Origin of the sequence: Anoxybacillus andreesenii (assembly GCF_030813005.1) — a bacterium.
Classification (GTDB): Bacteria; Bacillota; Bacilli; order Bacillales; family Cytobacillaceae; genus Robertmurraya; species Robertmurraya andreesenii.
This window is the reverse complement of sequence record NZ_JAUSTU010000009.1, coordinates 143,378-165,087: the sequence shown is the minus strand read 5'-3', so window position 1 is coordinate 165,087 and position 21,710 is coordinate 143,378. Positions and strand designations below refer to the sequence as shown.

The 21,710-nt window shown below is 42.0% G+C and carries 23 protein-coding genes; 1 reads left to right on the top strand and 22 read right to left on the bottom strand.

Annotation, left to right across the window (positions count from 1 at the left end; genetic code table 11):
* Positions 1-2: 2 nt before the first annotated feature.
* From rnhB to J2S07_RS11255, 22 genes are all read right to left on the bottom strand, one after another.
* The gene (gene rnhB, locus J2S07_RS11360; protein WP_307150514.1) at positions 3-785 is read right to left on the bottom strand and encodes a ribonuclease HII; all 783 of its coding nucleotides are present in this window, start codon (positions 783-785) and stop codon (positions 3-5) included.
* A gap of 94 nt (positions 786-879) precedes the next feature.
* Positions 880-1,734, bottom strand: a complete 855-nt coding sequence (ylqF, locus tag J2S07_RS11355; RefSeq protein ID WP_307150513.1) for a ribosome biogenesis GTPase YlqF — start codon at positions 1,732-1,734, stop codon at positions 880-882.
* Positions 1,735-1,770: 36 nt separating this feature from the next.
* Positions 1,771-2,322: a signal peptidase I gene (lepB, locus tag J2S07_RS11350; protein WP_307150512.1), complete on the bottom strand. Its 552-nt coding sequence runs from the start codon at positions 2,320-2,322 to the stop codon at positions 1,771-1,773.
* A 231-nt stretch (positions 2,323-2,553) separates the two neighbouring features.
* Positions 2,554-2,898 carry a 50S ribosomal protein L19 gene (gene rplS / locus J2S07_RS11345; protein WP_307150511.1) on the bottom strand — a complete coding sequence of 115 codons (345 nt, stop codon included), beginning with the start codon at positions 2,896-2,898 and terminating at the stop codon, positions 2,554-2,556.
* Between the two features lie 142 nt (positions 2,899-3,040).
* Positions 3,041-3,781, bottom strand: coding sequence for a tRNA (guanosine(37)-N1)-methyltransferase TrmD (gene trmD / locus J2S07_RS11340; RefSeq protein ID WP_307150530.1), 741 nt, complete (start codon positions 3,779-3,781; stop codon positions 3,041-3,043).
* Positions 3,781-4,299, bottom strand: coding sequence for a ribosome maturation factor RimM (gene rimM / locus J2S07_RS11335; RefSeq protein ID WP_307150510.1), 519 nt, complete (start codon positions 4,297-4,299; stop codon positions 3,781-3,783). Before rimM ends, trmD begins: the two co-directional genes overlap by 1 nt.
* A gap of 11 nt (positions 4,300-4,310) precedes the next feature.
* On the bottom strand, positions 4,311-4,697 hold the full coding sequence (locus J2S07_RS11330) for a YlqD family protein (RefSeq protein ID WP_307150509.1): 387 nt from the start codon (positions 4,695-4,697) through the stop codon (positions 4,311-4,313).
* A gap of 90 nt (positions 4,698-4,787) precedes the next feature.
* Positions 4,788-5,018 (bottom strand): KH domain-containing protein, encoded by a 231-nt coding sequence (locus tag J2S07_RS11325; RefSeq protein ID WP_307150508.1) that lies wholly within the window; start codon positions 5,016-5,018, stop codon positions 4,788-4,790.
* An 8-nt stretch (positions 5,019-5,026) separates the two neighbouring features.
* A complete protein-coding gene (gene rpsP, locus J2S07_RS11320; RefSeq protein WP_307150507.1) occupies positions 5,027-5,299 on the bottom strand; it encodes a 30S ribosomal protein S16 in 273 nt (90 codons plus the stop codon).
* A gap of 210 nt (positions 5,300-5,509) precedes the next feature.
* Positions 5,510-6,877 (bottom strand): signal recognition particle protein, encoded by a 1,368-nt coding sequence (ffh, locus tag J2S07_RS11315; protein ID WP_307150506.1) that lies wholly within the window; start codon positions 6,875-6,877, stop codon positions 5,510-5,512.
* Between the two features lie 12 nt (positions 6,878-6,889).
* Positions 6,890-7,222, bottom strand: a complete 333-nt coding sequence (locus J2S07_RS11310; protein WP_307150505.1) for a putative DNA-binding protein — start codon at positions 7,220-7,222, stop codon at positions 6,890-6,892.
* A gap of 190 nt (positions 7,223-7,412) precedes the next feature.
* Complete coding sequence (gene ftsY / locus J2S07_RS11305; protein ID WP_307150504.1) at positions 7,413-8,417, bottom strand: signal recognition particle-docking protein FtsY; 1,005 nt, start codon at positions 8,415-8,417, stop codon at positions 7,413-7,415.
* A 12-nt stretch (positions 8,418-8,429) separates the two neighbouring features.
* Positions 8,430-11,996 carry a chromosome segregation protein SMC gene (smc, locus tag J2S07_RS11300; protein ID WP_307150503.1) on the bottom strand — a complete coding sequence of 1,189 codons (3,567 nt, stop codon included), beginning with the start codon at positions 11,994-11,996 and terminating at the stop codon, positions 8,430-8,432.
* Between the two features lie 23 nt (positions 11,997-12,019).
* Positions 12,020-12,757, bottom strand: coding sequence for a ribonuclease III (rnc, locus tag J2S07_RS11295; RefSeq protein WP_307150502.1), 738 nt, complete (start codon positions 12,755-12,757; stop codon positions 12,020-12,022).
* Between the two features lie 289 nt (positions 12,758-13,046).
* Complete coding sequence (acpP, locus tag J2S07_RS11290; protein WP_307150501.1) at positions 13,047-13,280, bottom strand: acyl carrier protein; 234 nt, start codon at positions 13,278-13,280, stop codon at positions 13,047-13,049.
* A 92-nt stretch (positions 13,281-13,372) separates the two neighbouring features.
* Complete coding sequence (gene fabG / locus J2S07_RS11285; protein WP_307150500.1) at positions 13,373-14,116, bottom strand: 3-oxoacyl-[acyl-carrier-protein] reductase; 744 nt, start codon at positions 14,114-14,116, stop codon at positions 13,373-13,375.
* On the bottom strand, positions 14,113-15,060 hold the full coding sequence (gene fabD, locus J2S07_RS11280) for an ACP S-malonyltransferase (protein WP_307150499.1): 948 nt from the start codon (positions 15,058-15,060) through the stop codon (positions 14,113-14,115). Before fabD ends, fabG begins: the two co-directional genes overlap by 4 nt.
* A 16-nt stretch (positions 15,061-15,076) precedes the next feature.
* Positions 15,077-16,063 (bottom strand): phosphate acyltransferase PlsX, encoded by a 987-nt coding sequence (plsX, locus tag J2S07_RS11275; RefSeq protein ID WP_307150498.1) that lies wholly within the window; start codon positions 16,061-16,063, stop codon positions 15,077-15,079.
* Positions 16,064-16,164: 101 nt separating this feature from the next.
* Complete coding sequence (gene fapR, locus J2S07_RS11270) at positions 16,165-16,728, bottom strand: transcription factor FapR (RefSeq protein WP_307150497.1); 564 nt, start codon at positions 16,726-16,728, stop codon at positions 16,165-16,167.
* A gap of 255 nt (positions 16,729-16,983) precedes the next feature.
* A complete protein-coding gene (recG, locus tag J2S07_RS11265) occupies positions 16,984-19,035 on the bottom strand; it encodes an ATP-dependent DNA helicase RecG (RefSeq protein ID WP_307150496.1) in 2,052 nt (683 codons plus the stop codon).
* A gap of 71 nt (positions 19,036-19,106) precedes the next feature.
* Positions 19,107-20,780, bottom strand: a complete 1,674-nt coding sequence (gene fakA, locus J2S07_RS11260) for a fatty acid kinase ATP-binding subunit FakA (RefSeq protein ID WP_307150495.1) — start codon at positions 20,778-20,780, stop codon at positions 19,107-19,109.
* A 19-nt stretch (positions 20,781-20,799) separates the two neighbouring features.
* The gene (locus J2S07_RS11255; protein WP_307150494.1) at positions 20,800-21,162 is read right to left on the bottom strand and encodes an Asp23/Gls24 family envelope stress response protein; all 363 of its coding nucleotides are present in this window, start codon (positions 21,160-21,162) and stop codon (positions 20,800-20,802) included.
* 329 nt (positions 21,163-21,491) lie between these two features.
* On the opposite strand from J2S07_RS11255, the gene rpmB reads away from it, so the two are divergent.
* Complete coding sequence (gene rpmB / locus J2S07_RS11250; RefSeq protein ID WP_307150493.1) at positions 21,492-21,680, top strand: 50S ribosomal protein L28; 189 nt, start codon at positions 21,492-21,494, stop codon at positions 21,678-21,680.
* Positions 21,681-21,710: the final 30 nt, after the last annotated feature.

Below are 21,710 nucleotides of genomic sequence, written 5' to 3'. Positions count from 1 at the left end.
TCTCACTTTATATTTGGTTTCGCGACCATACTTTTAACAGGCTCGAAGCTTCGTCGATGATAGGGGGATACACCATACCGTTCCAGTGCTAATAAATGCTCCTTCGTTCCATACCCCATATTCTTTAAGAAATGATAAGCAGGAAATTCCTCATGGATTTTCTTCATCATCCGATCCCTCGTTACCTTTGCAACAATTGAAGCAGCAGCAATTGACACACTGCATGCATCCCCTTTTATAATCGATTCTGATGGATAGGGTGTTTCTAATGGCATGGCATCGATTAATAGATAATCCGGGGAAACCGATAACCCTTGAATAGCAGCAAGCATGGCCTTCTTTGTTGCTTCATATATATTCAATTGATCTATTTCCTCGGCATCGATCATGCCAATGCCAATGGCAATCGCATGAGCCTGAATCTCATTAAAAAATCTCTCTCTTTTTTCCTCCGTAAGCTTCTTGGAATCGTCCAAGCCTAATAATTTAAAATCCTCTGGCAAAATGACGCTGGCAGCTACTACGGGCCCCGCAAGAGGTCCCCTTCCGACTTCGTCAATACCTGCAATATGTCTGTAGCCTCTTTGACGAGCCTTTTGTTCATAGATGCTCATTTGCTGGAATTTCTCTTCCGCTTGTCTTTTTTCAAGGATTCTTTTATCCCACTTAATTAAGAGCTGCTGTACTCCTTTACGGTTATCACGCTTTATTTCCTCTATTAAGGAGTCATTTTCCTCTGTTGTATGTAATAATTGTTCTATTTCTTTTATCGTCCATTTATTCACGGTGTTGCCTCACTTCTCCCTTTACTTTGTTTATCGACAAGACAGAAAAAAAATAAAGACCTTCGAAAAAAGCATGAAGGTCCATTTCGTATCCTTATATGGTTAACTCAGGTTTTTCAAATGACAATGGCCCTAGCTGTTCTGTCCGTATATCGCGAATGACGAGTTCGGCTACCTTATCATAATCGACCTCTCCGCCACTCATCAGGGCACCCCGGCGTTTGCCAATTTCGTTAAACAGCTCTACAATCTCCTCTGGAATCCTTTCGATGCCATACCTTTCCTTGAGCCTGTCAGGGTACTCTTGCTCAAGGAAATGCAGTCCGTAGATGCTGATATCCTGAAGGTTCAAAATCGTATCCTTAATGGCACCAGTTAAAGCAAGCTTCAAACCGACCTCTTGATCTTCGAATTTCGGCCATAAAATACCTGGAGTATCTAGCAGCTCTAGCTCTTTTCCGACCTTAATCCACTGCTGGGCCTTTGTCACCCCTGGCGTATTGCCTGTTTTTGCAATGTTCTTTTTGGCTAAGCGATTGATTAGGGTTGATTTCCCTGCATTAGGAATCCCTACAATCATCGCTCGAATCGCTCTCGGCTTGACCCCTTTAGCTTTCATACGATCAAATTTTTCCTTCAGGATGGCTTTTGATGCCGAGACAATCTCTTTCATCCCAACCCCAGCCTGAGAATTGATCGCCAGTGCGCTAATCCCCTTATCCTCAAAATAGCGGATCCATTCCTTCGTTACCTCTTTGTCAGCCATGTCTGCCTTATTAAGGAGCACCAATCTCGGTTTATGCTGAATAATTTCATCAATCATCGGGTTTCGAGAAGAGGATGGAATTCGCGCATCCACAAGCTCAAAAATGATATCCACGAGCTTAAGCTTCTCTGTGACCTCCCTGCGTGCTTTTGCCATATGGCCTGGAAACCATTGTATTGTCATCATAGCACCTCCCTTGTACTCTCTCCGATGTCTTCACTACTTAACAATTTTGATGTCATCTAAAGGCCAATAAATCATGCTTGTACTACCAAGAACCTTTTCCATTGGAATCGTACCAATATGGCGACTATCCTTGCTGTAGCGTCGATTATCTCCCATGACAAATAGATGCCCCTCAGGAACAGTTTCATAGCCCGTTACCTCTTCTAATGTAAATGGCTCAGTTAACGGCCCATCGATGACCTTGCTTTTAAATTCATCTAAATATGGCTCCTTGTATGCTTTTCCATTAACATAGAGCGTGTCATTTCGATATTCAATCTTATCACCTGGCAAGCCAATTACTCTCTTTATGTAATCCTTGTTCTCAGGAGCATGAAATACGATAATATCAAATCGCTTTGGTTCCCCAATTTTATAGCTGAATTTATTCACGATCATTCGATCCTGATCATGTAAGGTTGGCATCATCGATAAGCCATCTACCACGATCGGTGCGAATAGAAAATAACGGATAAAAGCTGCTAGTACAACTGCAATTATTAATGCCTTTGTCCATTCCCATAGCTCATTTTTCTTTTTTGTCACCATCATCCCACCAATTCTAAAATTACCGTTTAGATTATTATTGCAATTTCAAAGAAAAAAGTAAATATTGCAGTCTTCTAAGGTAAACACAAGCAGCTTGAACAGCCTTAAGCAAACAAAACAGGCTAACATGGAGGTTGTCCTTACCTTTTTATCTGATAAAAAAGGAGCTTGTATGTAAAAATCTTTGCAGGATTTTTACGATCACAAGCTCCCTTCTTCCTTAAACTCTTATCGAATTTCTTTAATACGAGCTTTCTTACCACGTAGGCTACGTAGGTAATAAAGTTTCGCACGGCGAACTTTACCGCGACGGATTACTTCAAGCTTCGCAATTTTTGGTGTGTGTACTGGGAATGTACGTTCAACGCCTACACCGTAAGAAATTTTGCGAACTGTAAAGGTTTCGCTAATTCCACCACCACGACGCTTAATCACAACACCTTCAAAAATCTGAATACGTTCACGAGTACCCTCGACAACCTTAACGTGTACACGTACAGTGTCACCAGGACGGAACGCAGGAAGATCAGTACGAAGTTGTTCTTTAGTGATTTCTTCGATTAATTTTTGCATCGTATTCAACTCCTTCCAACAGATGCTCTTGCACAACTCTACTTCTTCAAAAAAATGCAGCGGAACATCGTTATAAGACAAAAACTATTATCAGTCTAAGTCACAAAAAGAATCATACCATAATTCAAGTACTACTTCAACCTTATTTTTGCTCGTTTTCAAATTCTAGCAGCCATTTTTTTTGTGTATCCGTCAACTCAATTTTTTGAAGTAAATCAGGTCTTCGCCCGTACGTCCTTTTTAACGATTCCTTTGCTCGCCATTCGTCAATCAAACGATGATTACCGGAGATTAGAACGTCCGGAACCTTCATGCCACGAAAATCAGCTGGTCTTGTATAATGTGGATGCTCAAGGAAACCTGTACTAAACGAATCCTGTCGATGGGATTCTTCATTTCCGAGAACTTCTGGCAGGAGTCTCACGACGCTATCAATAATCACCATCGCCCCAAGCTCACCGCCTGTCAGCACATAATCACCAATGGAGATTTCATCTGTAATAAGGTTCTGCCGAATCCTTTCGTCATAGCCCTCATAATGACCACAAATGAAAATTAGATGCTGCTCCCCTGCGAGCTCTTCCGCGAGCTTTTGATGATGAGGCTTTCCTTGTGGACAAAGAAGGATGACTCGTGGCTTCTTACTATTAGCCTGCTCCTTCAAATGATCGACAGCGTCAAAAATAGGCTGTGGCTTTAATACCATTCCTGCCCCGCCACCGTATGGGTAATCGTCAACGGTCTTATGCTTGTTGTCCGCAAACTCACGAAAATTAACGATATTGTAGTGTACAGCTTTCTGCTCCGCTGCTTTTTTTAAGATGGAGCTTCCTAAAACCCCTTCGAACATCTCAGGAAAAAGTGTTAAAACGTCGATGTTCATCATGGCAAAAGCCCTTCCATTGGTTCGATGAGAATGACTTTTTCTTTTACATCAACTTTTTTAACAACTTGTTCAATATATGGGATGAGGATTTCTTTTCCACCCTTACCTTTTATAACCCAAACATCATTGGCTCCCGGGGTTAAAATTTCGCTTACCTTGCCGACTTCCTCCCCCTTTGTCGTAAATACAAGACAGCCGATAATCTCATGAAAATAAAATTCATCGTCCTCAAGCTCCGTTAACTGACCTTCATGGATCTTCAAGATACCGCCCTTCATCTTTTCGACCTCGTTCATATTTTCATAGCCTTTAAAGGTTAGCAGGTCAAAATTCTTATGAACGCGATGAGTTTCAATGGTTAATGGGGTAGGTTCAGTTTCACCAGGCATGAATAAATAAATTTCATTTCCCGGAGCATAGCGTTCTTCGGGAAAATCTGTTTTTGATATTACTCGTACTTCGCCTTTAATCCCATGTGTATTCACTATTTTTCCAACGTTAAACCATTTATGCAACTGTCTCACCTCTATCGAATTTCAGCTACGATGCCATCCTTAATAATAATGGTTTTATTCGTAACCGTATCCTCCCAAGTGTCGCCAACTTTAACTTCAACAATTCCTTGTATTTCTCTCTCCTTTAGTTCACTTCCTAAAGGTAGCATATGTAATTGTTCGATTTGAAACTCAAGCAGCTTGATCTTTTCCTCACGCATATGTATCTCTTTTTCAAAATGCTTTTTTACGTTAGCTGTTTGAAACTTTTTTGTTTTTTCTAGCTTTTTCAACTCAAAGCGTAGCTGTTCGCACTCTTTTTTTAACTGAAGCAGATTTCCTTCGTACTTGCTAAGCAATTGTTCTTTACTCTTTTTCGTAAGCACCTGTTTCACGACTATATTTTGAAGGACAAGCAAAGCTAGCGCCCCCTTAGCGAATGGTTAGAATGCTTTAATAGTGAAAAGAAGGAGGGTTTCCCCTCCTTCCTGCTGTAATTCATCTTAAACTTATTCAACAATTTCTAAAAAGATCTTCTTCTGTCCAGATGATCCCGCTGCATAGACAACAGTCCGAATGGCTTTAGCGACACGCCCTTGTTTTCCGATTACCTTGCCCATGTCATTCTTATTCACATTAAGCTTGTACGTAACTCGGTCCGACTCTTCTAAGGCGTTCACCTGAACATCCTCAGGAAAGTCAACAAGCGGCTTGACAATTGTTTCAATAAGCTCTTTCATGTCTATCCTTACTTGCTGTACTTAGCGTTATGGAATTTCTCCATAATGCCTTGTTTTGAGAATAGGTTGCGAACTGTGTCAGATGGCTTTGCTCCATCCTTCAACCATTTAAGAGCTAATTCTTCATTGATGTCCACGATAGCTGGATCAGCTACTGGGTTGTAAGTTCCTACTGTTTCAATGAAACGTCCATCACGAGGAGAACGAGAATCAGCTACTACGATACGATAAAAAGGAGATTTTTTTGCTCCCATACGCTTTAAACGAATTTTTACTGCCATGTTTTATAGCACCTCCGAATAGTTTCACACAAGATAGAATAATAACAGATTGTTAATTAGTTTGTAAAGTGTTTTTTCTTGTCAGTACAGATTTTTTATTTGATTCCCTACTATTGCGCTCCTCGGTAGCACCCTTCCACGTGCTGCTGTTTTTAACAAAACAAAGGCACGCTACAGGGGCTACCGTTCCGCTAACTAAGCATAACTAACCTATTGAAAAGGGTTAAAAGGAAGGTTAAAGCCGCCTCGTTTCTTGCCCTTTTTCTTTGCCTTTTGCTGCATTCCTGTCATTTGCTTCATCATTTTCTTCATATCCTCAAATTGCTTTAAAAGACGATTCACCTCAGGTACAGAGGTACCGCTTCCCTTCGCAATCCGCTTGCGTCGACCAGCTGTGATGATTTCAGGGTTTGTCTTTTCCTCCTTGGTCATGGACTGGATGATGGCCTCAACATGGGAAATCTGCTTCTCATCTATTTGCAAATTGTTAAGCCCTTTGATCTTATTGGCACCTGGCATCATCTTCAAGAGATCCTCCAGTGGTCCCATATTACGAACCTGTCCAAGCTGTTCGAGGAAATCATCAAGGGTAAAGGAAGCTGTTCGCATTTTCTGCTCAAGTTCCTTCGCTTTTTCCTCATCAACGTTGGCCTGTGCCTTTTCAATTAATGTGAGGACGTCGCCCATTCCAAGAATACGGGAAGCCATTCGTTCTGGGTGGAACGCTTCTAAAGCATCGAGCTTCTCCCCGAGACCAACAAATTTAATCGGTGTGTTCGTGACGGAACGAATGGAAAGGGCAGCACCACCGCGAGTATCACCATCAAGCTTTGTCAAAACAACTCCCGTTAGACCAAGCTGTTCATTAAAGCTTTGGGCCACATTGACAGCATCCTGACCTGTCATCGCATCAACGACAAGGAAGATTTCATTTGGATTTGTTAACTCTTTAATATCCTTTAATTCACCCATCAATTCCTCGTCGACATGCAATCGACCTGCCGTATCAATGAGAACATAATCATGATGGTCCTCTTTTGCCTTCTCAATCGCTTGCTTGGCGATTTCCACTGGACTTACCTGGTCTCCAAGGGAGAACACCGGCATATTCAGCTGCTTGCCTAGTGTTTCGAGCTGCTTAATTGCCGCAGGACGGTAAATATCCCCAGCCACAAGCAATGGATTACGGTTGTATTTCTTTCGAAGTAGGTTTGCAAGCTTTCCTGTCGTTGTTGTTTTACCAGCACCCTGCAGGCCGACCATCATAATGACAGTAGGTGGACGATTAGCGACGGCAATTTTGCTTTCCTCGCCACCCATCAGATTTGTGAGCTCTTCTTTCACAACTTTGATAACCTGCTGACCTGGTGTTAAGCTCTTTAGCACTTCTTGCCCAACAGCCCGCTCACTCACCTTTTTTACGAATTCTTTGACAACTTTGAAGTTAACGTCCGCTTCAAGTAAGGCAAGACGAACCTCGCGCATCATTTCTTTTACATCCGCTTCATTCACTTTCCCTTTTCCGCGGATCTTTTGCATCGTGCTTTGCAGTCGGTCGGCTAATCCTTCAAACGCCATACTTGCCGCCTCCTAATCCAATTTCTCGAGCTCTGCTAGCGCCTCAATTAACGCCTCTTTAGATGAAGAGTCTTCCTCCAAGGCCTGCCTCATCTTCTGAAGGAGCTTGCTTCGATGTTGAAATTTATTAAATAAATGTAGCTTTTCCTCGTATTCCTCGAGCATTGCTTCCGTACGCTTAATGTTATCGTACACAGCCTGCCGACTAACACCATATTCATCGGCAATTTCTCCTAATGAAAAATCATCCAGATAATAGAGAGACATATAGCTTTGTTGTTTTGGTGTTAACAAGGATTGGTAGAAATCATATAAGTAATTGATTCGAGTTGTCTTTTCTAGCACAGCTCATCCCTCCTTGTTAAGTGAAAAGCCTTTACATTGACAGTGTACACACATTCCAAAAAGATGTCAAGGTATTATCTTTACACATAGAAAAGCAGAGACGACTTGTTAAGCCCCGACAAGCGCTGGAAGTCCAGAAGGAGAAGTCTGCTCTATGACTGCACCATCAGGACTTAAGCGACTCAAGGAGCTAGTCGCCAGAGCCAGACAGCTCTTCCTTCTCCACCAAATCCGCGAATAGTCCATACACATATTGCTCAGCATTAAATTCCTGCAGATCATCCATTTTCTCGCCAAGTCCGACAAATTTCACCGGAATGCCTAGCTCATTGCGAATCGCAAGAACAATTCCACCCTTTGCCGTTCCATCGAGCTTCGTAAGCACGATTCCACTCACATTCGTCGCTTCTTTAAAGGTTTTTGCTTGAATTAAGGCATTTTGTCCTGTCGTTGCATCCAGGACAAGTAGAACCTCGTGAGGAGCACCTGGGACCTCCCTTTCAATCACGCGTTTGACTTTTTCAAGCTCCTTCATTAAATTCACTTTATTTTGTAGGCGTCCAGCCGTATCACAAATTAAAATATCGGCATTTCTCGATTTTGCAGCCTGGATTGCATCAAACATGACTGCTGCAGGGTCGGAACCAGCACCTTGCTTGATCACCTCGACACCGACTCTTTCTCCCCAAACCTCTAGCTGCTCAATCGCTCCTGCACGGAACGTATCCCCCGCAGCAAGGACGACATTTTTTCCTTCTGACTTAAACTTATGAGCAAGCTTCCCGATGGTCGTCGTCTTGCCCACACCATTGACACCAACAAACAACAGGACGGTCAAGCCTTCCTCCTGAATGTTTAATTCTGAAGATGCTTCATCCCCACCCTCATAGATTTCGACAAGCTTTTCGGAAATGACGCCTTGGACCTCCTGTGGATCCTGAATATTTCTTCTTTTAACCTCCATTTTCAGCTCATCAATTAGTTCCATGACCGTTTCAAATCCAACATCGGCTGAAATTAAGATTTCCTCAAGCTCCTCGAAAAAGTCCTCATCGACCTTACGATAGCGTGCAACCAATTCATTGACTCGTCCAGAAAAATTATCTCTTGTCTTCGTTAGGCCTTCTTTAAATTTCTCGGTAACAGCATCCGTTTGTTTCGTAATCTTTTCCTTCAGCTTCTTAAAAAAACTCATTCCATTCACATCCTACAATTCTACTAATTCTTTCGTTTCCTCAAGTCGAACGGAGACCAATTTCGAAACCCCTGATTCCTGCATCGTCACTCCATACAGAACATCTGCCCCCTCCATCGTACCCTTGCGATGAGTGATGACGATAAACTGAGTTTCATGGCTGTAGCGTTTCAAATATTGACTAAATCGATGGACATTCGCTTCATCTAATGCAGCTTCCACCTCATCAAGTATGCAAAATGGAACCGGACGAACCTTTAAGATTGAAAATAACAAGGCAATCGCAGTTAGCGCTCTTTCTCCCCCTGACAACAATCCAAGGTTCTGTAATTTCTTCCCTGGTGGCTGTGCAACAATTTCAACACCTGTATTCAATAGATCCGTTGGGTCTGTCAAATACAGATCCGCTCGTCCACCACCAAAGAGGGATTGGAAAACCGATTCAAAATGAGAACGAATCCCTGTAAAGGTTTCCTCAAACCGTTTTTTCATTTCTACGTCCATTTCATCGATAACCTGGAAGAGTGTTTCCTTTGCTTCCTGGAGATCATTCTTTTGTTCCAGCAAAAATTCATAGCGCTCTGATACACGATCATACTCTTCGATTGCTCCGAGGTTAACGGTTCCAAGCTCTTCAATCGATAGCTTAATTAACTTGACCTTTTTTCTAGCCTCTTCTACTGGGATCGTTAATGGGAAATCCTCTTTTGCTGCCTCAAAAGAAAGCAAATATTCTTCCCGTAGTTGATTTAAACGATTCTCAAGCTCCACATCAATCCGATTAAGCTTGATCTCTTCATCCTTAAGAACACCAATGAGGCCACGCTGCTGTCTTTTCAGCTCTTTGACTTCAAGCTCAAGATCCTCAACCTGATTATGCAATCCGAGACGTTCCTCACGGCGAGAGGAAATAAGCTTAATCGTTGCATTTTTATCCTCTAGCTTTCTTGCGGCCGCTTCCTCTATTGATTCCTCACCAGATGTACTGTCAGACATCTCAGAGGTGAGCAGTGCAAGGTCCTCCGTTAATAATGCATGGCTAGCCTCATTCTCTGCTAGCTCCTCCACTGTTCGTGAGAGGTTTTTCTTGGCATGAAGTGCCTGCTCATTGATTGCAGCTAGTTTAATTTTCAGCTTATTTATTTCCTCCGTTACCGATTCCTTCGAGGAGGCTTGTGTATTTTTCTGCTCTGTTAATTGTTGAATTTGTAACTCCAAATTGGAGATTTCCATTTCTGCCTTTTGTAATGAAGCGGACAATTCATCTTTTCGGGCATTCAATTTCTTTTGTTCTTCTCCATATTGAGAAATATTGAGATCGTATAGAGCCAGCTTTTCATTGATACTCTTTTCCTCTATTTCAACCTCACGTAAATCTCCTTTAATGGCTTGCTCCTTAATACGGAGATCCTCTCCGTTTTTTCGCAAAGAGTCAATATGAGCAACTTGTGCTTGGATACTCGCTTTCAGCTGCTTGACGTGGTCCTCCTTTGCGGTTGTTTGTCGTTCCATCTCTAAGAGCTTTGCCTGCAGATCCTCAAGCTCACTTTTTCTACTAAGAAGAGAGGATTGCTTTTGCTTTAGAGCACCACCTGTCATCGACCCGCCTGTGTTCACCACATCTCCATCCACTGTTACAAACCTGCAGCGGTATTGAAGAATCCTTGCCATTTCATTAGCACCTTTTAAATCCTTCGTGACAACAACCGTTCCAAGTAGGCTTGTGATACAATCAACATATTTTTTATCAAAGCCAATCAAATCTGATGCAACACCAATGAATGATGGGTGGCTTTGAATACTTTGAAGCTGCTGAAATGAAAGAGATTTTCCCTTTATGACACTTAAGGGTAAAAAGGTTGCCCTTCCAAATGCGTGCTGCTTTAAATATTGAATGGCTTGTCTAGCACTTTCCTCTGTAGATACAACAACATGCTGCATGGCAGCACCTAAGGCGGTTTCTACCGCCACTTCATATTCCTTAGGAACGGAAATGAGCTCAGCAACTGCCCCTTCAATCCCCGAAAGCTTGCTATTTCTAGCCTTTAGAATCTCCTTGACCCCTTGGAAAAAGCCGGAATAGTCCTCCTCCATTTCCTCAAGCATATCGATTCTTGATTTCGCTTTTTGTAAATATTGATAAGCTTGGTAAAGGGTCGACTCCTGTTTATCATACTCTGCACGCAGACTTTCAAGCTTTTTTTGTTCATTTCGATAAATATGAACCTGTTCTTCCAGTTCGTTTTGTACTTCCTTTAAGAGTGCAAGAATTCCTTTTCGTTTATCACTTATTTGACGACGATCCTCAATAAACTTTTTGTTATCATCTTTCAGTTTTTCGCTGCGAAGAGACTGCTGTCCCAATTGGTTATCAATATTTTGCAGTTCATTTTTGTAGGAGGCTGTCCGATTTAAGATTTCAATATAATCACTCTTCAGCGACTCTATTTTTTCTTCAATATTTTCGCTAAAAAGCTTAAGCATATGCTGTTTTTCATTAAGCGCACGCTGTAGCTCTTTCACTTCATTTTCTACGAGAAGCAAGGCCTCTTCCTGCTCTTTTTTCTGGTTCGTAAGGGTCTCGATTTTCGTATTTAATGAAAGGATTGATTTCTCCAGCTGCTCTTTGTTTTGCTTCGCATTCTTTTTTCGTTCTTTGAGGACCTCTTTCCTCCCCTCAAGCTTCTCAAGCTCCTCACTTGCTTGAAGTAGCACTGCTTGAAGGTCGTCAATTGATTCGTCTAATGCAGCAATTTCCTCCCGCATCCCAACCATGTTGGCTTCTTTCGCCTGTAAGGTCGTGGAAAGCTGGATTTCGGCTTGCTTATTCCGTTCAAGCTCTACCGACAACTGTTCCCATTTTTTATGCAAGTCCTCGATTTCATAGACAGTAAGGGCCACTTCGATTTTCTCAAGCTCTTCCTTCTGTTGTAAATAATCCCGGGCAATGGATGCTTGAATTTTTAACGGCTCAACCTGCCCCTCGAGTTCATGGATAATATCGTTGACCCGATTCAGGTTCTCCTCCGTCTCCGTTAGCTTTCCTTCTGCTTTTTTCTTTCTTGTCTTGTATTTTAAGACTCCGGCCGCCTCTTCAAAAATCGTTCTTCGTTCCTCAGCCTTACTGTTGAGAATTTCTTCGACTCTTCCCTGACTAATAATCGAAAACGCCTCACGGCCAAGACCGGAGTCCATAAATAGATCAATAATGTCCTTCAAGCGACAGCCTTGCTTATTAATAAAAAACTCACTATCTCCCGACCGATACACTCTTCTTGTCACACTTACCTCTTGATAATCGATCGGCAGGAATTGGTCTTCATTTTCAAGAGTGAGAGTTACCTCGGCAAAATTGAGGGGTTTTCTCGAATCACTGCCTGCAAAAATGATATCCTCCATTTTTGCTCCTCGGAGGGATTTTGCTGATTGTTCACCCAGCACCCAACGGATTGCATCCGTGATGTTGCTTTTACCACTACCATTTGGGCCAACAACCGCCGTAACACCAGGAACGAAATCAACTCCTATCCGTTCAGCGAATGATTTGAACCCAATGACATCCAAACGTTTCAGATGCACATTTGTATCCTCCTTCGTTCCTCTTATTCATGTCTCAGCTTCTCTAGAGCCATATGAGCAGCATGCTGCTCCGCTTCTTTTTTTGATTTTCCAGTACCTACTCCAATTTCTTCACCGTTCAAAAGAACTTGAGAGACAAATTCTCGGCTATGGGCCGGGCCTTTTTCCTCGAGTATCTTGTATTTAATCATCCCTGTTCCATCTCTTTGAATAAATTCCTGGAGTTGACTTTTGAAATCCATCACATGAGAAAAAGCACCTGCATCAATTTTAGGGAAAACTACTTTTTCAAGAAATTGAACAACTGGCTCAATCCCCTGATCCAGAAAGAGCGCACCAACAAACGCCTCGAACACATCCGCTAAGAGGGCTGGTCTCGTCCTTCCACCTGTCATTTCTTCACCTTTGCCAAGGAGAACGAATTCTCCAAAACCAAGCTCATTGGCAAAGGCAACCAAGGAAGGCTCACAAACAACCGCAGCCCGTAGCTTTGTCAACTCTCCTTCGCTCATCGTTGCATATTTATTATAAAGAAATTGCGATACAGTTAATTCTAGTACAGCATCCCCTAAAAATTCTAACCTTTCATTATCATCAAATGGCTTTTTGCGATGCTCATTCACATATGATGAATGAGTAAATGCTTGAATGAGTAATTTCTCATTTAAAAAATGCACACCTAATTTATCCTGTAGGTCTTTAAAATGTCTATCTCTACTTCGAAAATTGCGTTTATCTTTATCAATCCCGCTCTTACGCATATTGCCTCCACCTTGCTAGTTTTTCATAGGCTCTATTTTGTTGATCTCTATACCGCCTTATACGTGTACGTTCACTTACGTTATTCGTACTGAATAAAACCCGTTCAAGTACACGTATAAGGCTAAATCTACACTGTACAGTAGCACAGCGTCAAAAAAAGAGTCACTATATCCATGTTCAAGTTTACTTTTCTTTATCAGAAAACGCAAAGATCATTTTATTAGAAAAATTCTCATTCTGATAGAAGAAAGCCCCGTTACAAAAACGGAGCTTTTTAATCATTCGCTGTTATGACTTGGCTTTTATGTAGTTAACTGCGTCACCAACTGTTGCAATTTTCTCTGCATCATCATCAGAAATTTCCATATCGAATTCGTCTTCTAATTCCATAACGAGTTCAACTACGTCAAGTGAATCTGCACCTAGGTCCTCTTTGAAGGTAGCCTCCATAGTAACTTGGGACTCTTCAACACCAAGGCGGTCAACGATAATCTTCGTTACACGTTCTAAAACATCTGCCATGCTTGTCACCTCCCCTCAGGTATTATAGTGGATTCTTGTAAAATAATAAACCACAGAGTAGCCATAATTGAATGTACCCCGAGATTTTCTACCTACATGACCATTCCGCCATCCACATGCAAGGTCTGTCCGGTCATGTAACGGCTATCTTCAGAGGCAAGGAAGACAACGACCTTAGCGATATCTCCAGGGTCACCTAGACGGGCCAATGGAATCTGTTTGAGCATCTCTGCTTTCAAATCCTCATTCAGCTTATCGGTCATATCTGTTGTAATAAAACCAGGTGCTATTGCATTAACTGTGATACCTCTAGATGCCAGCTCCTTCGCAGTTGTTTTTGTAAGTCCGATTACACCCGCTTTGGCTGCCACGTAATTCGCTTGACCCGGGTTTCCACTTACTCCAACAATGGAAGCGATGTTAATAATTCTACCGCTTCTTTGCTTCATCATTTGCCGGGTGACCGCTTTTGTACAAAGGAAGACTCCCTTGAGATTCGTATTGATGACTGTATCCCAATCCTCTTCCTTCATCCTCATGATCAGATTATCACGTGTAATGCCAGCATTATTTACGAGAATATCTAGGCTCCCAAACTCTTCAATTACTTTACTTGTCATTCCAGCTACAGCCTCTGTATCCGCTACATTCGCTTGAATGGCAAATGCTTTGCGCCCCATTGCTTCAATTTCTGCTACAACATCATTGGCACTTTTTTCACTGCCTGCATAGTTAACGGCTACATTGGCACCTTGTCTAGCGAGTTCAAGGGCAATTTCTCTGCCAATCCCTCGAGACGCACCCGTTACTAAAGCATTCTTTCCTGCAAGCTTCATTTCTCATCCTCCTTCAAGGCATCAACAACGGACTTGAAAGTTTCCTCATCAGAAACGGAATAGATTTTGACCGAACGATCGATTTTTTTGATGAGGCCCGATAAAACCTTGCCTGGACCTATTTCAATAAAGGTGTCAACTCCTAAATCGATCATTTTCTTGATAGAATCTTCCCATTGAACGGGGGAATATAACTGTTCAATTAGTTTTTCCTTTATTTCATCAGGCTCGCTCATTTCAGCTGCAGAAACATTCGAAATCACAGGTATCTTCGCCTTCTCAATAGGCAAATGATCAAGAACCTCACGAAACTTGTCTGCTGCGGGTTTCATTAGGCTCGAATGGAACGGTCCGCTGACCTCTAGTGGCAGGGCCCTTTTGGCGCCTGCCTCCTTCGCCTTTTGTGAGGCTTTTTCCACCCCAAGGCGTGAACCAGAAATGACGATTTGACCGGGACAATTAATATTGGCTAACTGAACCGGGTTCCCTTCAAGGGTAACAGCATCCGTCACTTGTTTCAGCGCATCTCGGTCTAATCCAAGAACAGCGGCCATTGTTCCTTCACCATTTGGAACAGCCTCTTCCATAAATTCTCCTCTTTTTCGAACAGCATATACTCCGTCCTCAAAGGTGAGAGCTTTTGCAGCAACTAAAGCAGTATATTCACCAAGGCTATGCCCTGCGACAAAATCAGGCTCAATCCCGGTTTGTTTGAAATACTCAAGAATTGCAATGCTCGTCGTGAGCAATGCAGGTTGTGCGTTTGTCGTAAGCGTAAGTTCCTCTTTAGGGCCTTCAAAAATAATGCTTGAAAGAGAATATCCTAGTCTGTCATCAGCTTTTTGAAAAAAAGAACGCACAGACTCATATTTCGAAGCTAACTCATTACCCATTCCTACTGTTTGTGAGCCCTGACCTGGAAAAACAAAAGCAATTTTCCCCATTCAATGTCCCCTTTTCTTAACTTTTTTTCTCAACCACCTGACGAATCGTTGTGGTCACTTCCTTTTGAACCATGTCCCGAGTTTGGCGGATAGCATTATACAATGAATTGGCGTCAGAAGAACCGTGCGCCTTAATCACGGGAGCTTTCAGACCAAACAAACCAGCACCGCCATATTCTGAGTAGTCCATTTGGGATTTCAACTCTCTTAGTTGCGGCATCAAAACGGCTGCTGCTAGCTTTGATTTAAAGCTGCTGCTCAAAGCGGTCTTCAGCATACTGAATACGGACAACGCAGTCCCCTCAATCGTCTTTAACACCATGTTTCCAGTAAAACCATCGGTCACCACTACATCAGCGACACCTTCTAAAAGGTCTCTTGCTTCCACATTTCCAACGAAATTCAAATCAGTTTGCTGAAGTAATTCGAAGGATTTCTTAGCAAGCTCATTCCCTTTTTTCTCTTCGGTTCCTATATTCAATAATCCCACACGTGGATTTGCTACACCTCTAACTTTTTCACAGTAAATCGAGCCCATTAATGCGTTTTGCAGAAGATGCTCTGGTCTTGCGTCAACATTTGCCCCAACATCAAGAAGAAGAAATCCCTCTCCACCTATCGTCGGAAGAGTCGGAGCAAGGGCAGGTCGATCGATCCCTTCAATTCTCCCAACCACAAATAATCCTGCAGCCATTAATGCCCCCGTATTTCCTGCCGAAATACAGCCATCTGCTTCACCATCTGCAACAAGCTTTGCAGCTAAGACCATGGAAGCATTCTTTTTTCTTCGAACGGCTCGGACTGGTTCATCCGTTCCAAGGATCACCTCATCCGTATGAACAATTGTGATTCTTTCATCATTTGTCAGATGTTCCTTGATTTTGCCTTCATCACCAACAAGAATGATATGTATATCCGGAAAGGCTTGGATCGCCTTGATCGCACCAAGTACGATTTCCTTAGGCGCATGATCCCCACCCATCGCATCTATCGCTAGTTTCATATATGTCACAATCCTTAGTATTTAATTGTTTTCTGATAAATCATTCATTATCAGGATGGGATACCTAAACAAGCATTTCTCCTAAACAGGAGGGCATTACTTTATCCCTTGGAACGATACATCTCAAAGTCTCCTTTAAAGACTATCTCATTATTAACAAAACTACTTACCTCTACAAGGGTACGGCCCTTCCCTTCGTCGATGCTCAGCACCTTCGCTTTGGCAACAACCCTTTCTCCTTTCTTGACGGATCGGGTAAAGCGAATATTTGCTTTTGCGGTTAAGGCGAGCTCATCATTAATGACAGCTACAGCTAATGAATTAGCCTGTGCAAAAAGGTGATGTCCCCTTGCAATTTGATTTCGTTTAAAAACATGTTCCCTTTTTATATCTAGTATTGATATAGCGGAATTATCTAATTCCATATCGATAATTTCCCCAATAACCTCTTCGATTGGAAGGGAGCGAACCTCATCCTCAAAGGTTCTTTCCGCAACATTTTTTATCCTCTCTCTTAATTCAGGGATAGAAAGCTCTAGTCTATCCAGCCGAATCGTTTGGACACTAACCGAAAATTTTTCAGCAAGCTCTTCGTCAGTGATAAAAGGATTTTCCTTGATCGTTTCGGTTAATAACGCTTGCCGTTCTCTCTTATTTCTACGCATTTGCTGACACCGTCCAAGTAAATCAAATACGCCTTGGCGTATTTGCGCCCAGATTTTTATCGAGCTAGCTCGATAAATTTCCACTAAAAAATCTGAGGCATCCGCCGGAGGCTATACTTCATTCAGCTTTTATTTAACGCTTTAGAAGTGGGATACTTCTGCTGAATGAAGTTAAGACTAGGTACTAATAGTAGTATATGATTACAACCTGAAGAATGCAAGAAGAAATCTTCGATACACTCTATTCTCAACAGCCTAATCTAATTTCTCTCCCTGTAATACATCTGACTTCCTAAGGCTCTCTCTTAACGAGGAATATTCCGCAGATTCCCAAAAGGCTGATGACTGAATCATGATCACCGCATCATTTCGTGCCGTTTCTAAGGCACGATAGTCATGAACCATGTCGGCAAGCTTAAATTCAGGAACACCACTTTGTTTTCTTCCGAAGAAATCCCCTGGCCCCCTAAGCTCAAGATCCCTTTCACTAAGAACAAAGCCATCATTCGTTTCAGTCATAATTTGCATCCGTTCTTTTCCAATCTCTGATTTTGGATCCGCAAGCAAAATACAGTACGATTGCTCGTTGCCCCGACCAACACGCCCTCTAAGCTGGTGTAGCTGTGCAAGACCAAAACGTTCGGCATCATAAATCACCATCATTGTCGCATTCGGAACGTTGACCCCTACCTCGACAACAGTTGTGGAGACAAGTACTTGAATTTCATTGCTGCTAAAAGCCTTCATGACAGCTTCCTTTTCATCAGCAGAGAGTCTGCCATGCATTAATCCGATTTGATAACGGTCAAGAAAATAAGTCGCTAACGCTGCGTGGACATCGATCGCATTTTGCACATCGAGCTTTTCGGATTCTTCAATTAATGGACAGATAACATAGGCTTGTCTCCCTTTAGCCAATTCCTTTTCCATAAAGGCAAGTATTCGCTCAAGCATCTCATGCTTTGCCCAATAGGTTTCAATTCTTTTTCTTCCAGCAGGCATCTCATCAATAACAGAGACATCCATTTCACCAAAAACCGTAATGGCTAGAGTTCTTGGAATAGGAGTGGCTGTCATAAAAAGGACATCTGGATTTTCTCCCTTTTCACGAAGAACCTTCCTTTGCTCTACACCAAAGCGATGCTGCTCATCTGTGATCACAAGTCCCAATCGTTTAAAATGGACCTCTTCCTGGATTAAAGCATGGGTTCCAATCAGAACATGTATATCTCCATTTTGTAAGCTTTCAAGAACTTCCTTCCTACGCTTCCCTTTAACTGAGCTCGTTAATAATTCACACCTAACTCCAAACGGCTCAAGCAGGGATTTTAATGATTCCGCATGCTGTTCCGCTAATATTTCTGTCGGCACCATCAGTGCTCCTTGAAAACCAGCCATATGGCTCGCAAATAAAGCAATTGCGGCAACTACCGTTTTTCCTGAACCAACATCCCCTTGAAGGAGCCTGCTCATGCGATAGGGGGACTTCATATCGGTAAGAATCTCGTTTACAACCCTTTTTTGAGCATTTGTCAATGGAAAAGGAAGCCCCTCTATGAACTCCTTCAGTTTCATAGAATCGTAGCTATGTGTGACCCCATGTGATTGTTCCCTTTCAAATTTTCTTAAGGCTTGCATTTTTAACTGAAAAAGTAAAAATTCCTCATAGACAAATCTTCTTCTCGCCTGCTTAATATCTTGTTCATCTTGAGGAAAATGAATCATTCTTATCGCATCTCGTCTGTTTGGCAATCGATATTTTCTTAAAAGTGCCTGAGGAAGTGTCTCTTCTACCTTGTCACCAAATTGATGGAAAGCGAGCTGAATGAATCTGCGAATCCCCTTGACCGTGACTGATCCTTTTACATGATAAATGGGCGATAAGGTTTCCTTTTTGTTTGATGGTCCTACCTGCATTTCTGAAGCCGTGATCGTTCGTCGATGCATATCCCATTTTCCAGTAACCTGGATGTACTCATTGATGGCAAGCTTATTTTTCAAGTAAGGCTGGTTAAAGAAAATAACTTGTATCAAAAAATTCCCCACTAATAGCTTCACATTAAGACGGGATTTTTTTCTCCCGTAATACATCAGTGAAGGCTCACTTTGAACAATTCCTTCAACCGTTAGCCTTTCCTCATGGGCCACCTCTGTTAAATCCCGTAAGCGATAATCCTCATATCGAAAAGGATAATGTTCTAAAAGATCCTCCACGGTGAAAATATTCAATTCTCCCAGCGCTTCAGCGGTTTCAGGACCAATTCCTTTTATTACTGTCAATGGACCCTTTAAATCTTTGTTACTCACGGCAAGTTTAAGCTCCTTTTAACTTACAAAAGCATGACTAAGTTAGCCATGCTTTGCAAGTAAAATTTGATTTATTCTATTGAAAAAATAAAAGCGTATAGAGGCTGCTTTCCATCATGCACTTCTATTTCAACATCAGCAAATTCCTGCTCTACAAAGGATGCTAGCTCACTCGCTTCTTCATCTGTCGCATCCTCACCTTTAAGAATCGTAAGGATTTCAGAATCTTCATCTAGCATCGTTTTTAGAAGCTCTTTTGCAGCATTCACTTTGTTTGGATCCTTTAAGACGATTTTTCCATCGGCAATCCCCATAAAATCGTCCTTTTCGATCGTTAAACCATCAATATTGGTATCACGAACAGCATATGTAATTTGACCCGTTTTGACGTGCTGCAGGGCTTCAGTCATACCTTCTTTATTTGCTTGAAGAGAGGCTGTTGGATTAAAGGCAAGCAGAGCTGTTAATCCTTGAGGTACCGTCTTGGTTGGCACCACTACCACATGTTCACCCGAAACCTCTGCCGCTTGCTCAGCAGCCATGATAATATTCTTATTATTAGGCAGGATTAAAACTTTATCAGCATTTAGTTCTTGGATGGCTTTCACAATATCCTCTGTGCTTGGATTCATCGTTTGGCCGCCTTCAATAACCGCATGGGCACCGATGCTACGGAAAAGCTCTGCAATTCCGCTTCCCATAGAAACTGTAACAATTCCATACTCCAACTTTTCTTTTTTCACAGCAGGTGCCTCGGCACGATGATCTGACCCGACAATATTCGTATGCTGTTCACGCATATTTTCGATTTTCATATTGATCAAGCTGCCGTACCTTTGACCATAGGACAAGCATGTTCCCGGCTCTTCTGAATGTATATGTACTTTAACGACATTTTCATCCGCAATCACAAGAAGAGAATCCCCATAATTGCTTAAGTCTAAGCGAAATTGTTCTTCAGAAAATGGATTCTTTCTAAGCTTGTCTGCCTCAAACTTAACCATGAACTCTGTACAATATCCATATACGATATCCTCTGTGTTAATATGGCCTTGAACGCTCATGTGATGCTCTGCACTAATAAGCTCATCCATATTCGGCAGGTCAGTTGGAGATTCTGGAAGCTTCTCGCCTTTTAATTCAGCAAGAAAGCCTTCATAAACAAAGACAAGTCCTTGTCCACCGCTGTCGACTACTCCCACTTCTTTTAAGACAGGAAGTAAATCAGGCGTTCTTTTCAACGATGCTTTTGCCTCTTTAACAATTTCCTCCATGACCTTAACAAGATCATCTGTTCCTTTGGATATTTCAACAGCCTTTTTGGCTGCATCTTTTGCCACTGTTAGAATCGTTCCTTCTACTGGCTTCATCACCGCTTTATAGGCTGTCTGAACACCCGCATCAAAGGCTTGGGCAAATTCCACAGCATTAATCGCGCTTTTTTGCTCAATTGATTTCGCGAAGCCACGGAATAATTGGGATAGAATTACTCCAGAGTTTCCTCGAGCCCCCATCAAAAGCCCTTTCGATAAAGCCATTCCGACTTTTCCAATATGATCCTGGATGTTATTTTTAACTTCCTTTGCACCAGAAGTCATCGACAAATTCATGTTAGTTCCAGTATCACCATCTGGAACTGGAAAGACGTTCAGTGCATCCACATATTTCGCATTCGTCGATAAATGATGAGCACCTTGTGCAACCAAACTTGCAAAACGCTTTCCGTCTAATGTTTTAATAGACACTAACCTTCCTCCTCACTACTTACAGGTTCGTAACACGAACGCCTTGAACAAAGATATTCACCGAGTCAACACTAAGACCCACAGTTTTATCCAAAGTGTATTTTACCTTAGATTGGACATTGTGGGCTACCTCGGAAATTTTCGTTCCATAGCTGACAATAATGTACATGTCAATATGAACCTCATCATTCTCTTGGCGAACGATGACACCACGAGTGAAATTTTCCCTACGCAGTATTTCAGTCAAACCGTCTTTTATTTGCTGCTTTGACGCCATTCCTACTATACCATAGCAATCAACGGCTGCTCCACCTGCGATTGTAGCAATTACATCATTTGAGATATCAATTTGTCCGTAGTTCGTTTTTAATTCAATGGACACAGGTATTCCCCCTTCGGAAATTAATCCTTTGCTAAAGACATTTTACTATAACCATTGCAAATTTAAAAGCTATACTCTTCTGAACTATGATAGACGATCCCCTTTACAATGAAAAGCACTTTATGTTTCCGTATGGTAACACTATTTGATTTGATGTCAAGGTAAAAAACTTGAAATACAGCTCTTGCATTCCCCTAGGTTGTATGATAAATTATTAAAGTATCTTTTAATGACGAAAAGTGTTTCGCATTAAGTTTGGAATGGCAATTTTAATTGCACTAACAATATGAAATGTAATGCTTCACACTCATAGCAAGGAGGGAATTAATATGCCACGTAAATGTGTTGTCACTGGAAAAGGAACATCCACAGGTAATGCACGCTCCCACGCGATGAACGCAAATAAGCGTAAGTGGGGTGCAAATCTTCAAAAAGTACGCATCCTTGTAGACGGAAAGCCTAAGCGTGTTTGGGTTTCTGCAAGAGCGTTAAAATCAGGTAAAGTGGAACGAGTATAATAAAAAATAAAAAGAGCATCCAATCGGATA

What these genes read in the sequence shown, in the direction of transcription:
- ylqF (WP_307150513.1), bottom strand. Translation starts at nt 1,734, where the DNA reads ATGACAATACAATGGTTTCCAGGCCATATGGCAAAAGCACGCAGGGAG.
- rplS (WP_307150511.1), bottom strand. Translation starts at nt 2,898, where the DNA reads ATGCAAAAATTAATCGAAGAAATCACTAAAGAACAACTTCGTACTGAT.
- trmD (WP_307150530.1), bottom strand. Translation starts at nt 3,781, where the DNA reads ATGAACATCGACGTTTTAACACTTTTTCCTGAGATGTTCGAAGGGGTT.
- J2S07_RS11325 (WP_307150508.1), bottom strand. Translation starts at nt 5,018, where the DNA reads ATGAAAGAGCTTATTGAAACAATTGTCAAGCCGCTTGTTGACTTTCCT.
- rpsP (WP_307150507.1), bottom strand. Translation starts at nt 5,299, where the DNA reads ATGGCAGTAAAAATTCGTTTAAAGCGTATGGGAGCAAAAAAATCTCCT.
- ffh (WP_307150506.1), bottom strand. Translation starts at nt 6,877, where the DNA reads ATGGCGTTTGAAGGATTAGCCGACCGACTGCAAAGCACGATGCAAAAG.
- ftsY (WP_307150504.1), bottom strand. Translation starts at nt 8,417, where the DNA reads ATGAGTTTTTTTAAGAAGCTGAAGGAAAAGATTACGAAACAAACGGAT.
- rnc (WP_307150502.1), bottom strand. Translation starts at nt 12,757, where the DNA reads ATGCGTAAGAGCGGGATTGATAAAGATAAACGCAATTTTCGAAGTAGA.
- acpP (WP_307150501.1), bottom strand. Translation starts at nt 13,280, where the DNA reads ATGGCAGATGTTTTAGAACGTGTAACGAAGATTATCGTTGACCGCCTT.
- fabG (WP_307150500.1), bottom strand. Translation starts at nt 14,116, where the DNA reads ATGAAGCTTGCAGGAAAGAATGCTTTAGTAACGGGTGCGTCTCGAGGG.
- fabD (WP_307150499.1), bottom strand. Translation starts at nt 15,060, where the DNA reads ATGGGGAAAATTGCTTTTGTTTTTCCAGGTCAGGGCTCACAAACAGTA.
- plsX (WP_307150498.1), bottom strand. Translation starts at nt 16,063, where the DNA reads ATGAAACTAGCGATAGATGCGATGGGTGGGGATCATGCGCCTAAGGAA.
- fapR (WP_307150497.1), bottom strand. Translation starts at nt 16,728, where the DNA reads ATGCGTAGAAATAAGAGAGAACGGCAAGCGTTATTAACCGAAACGATC.
- rpmB (WP_307150493.1), top strand. Translation starts at nt 21,492, where the DNA reads ATGCCACGTAAATGTGTTGTCACTGGAAAAGGAACATCCACAGGTAAT.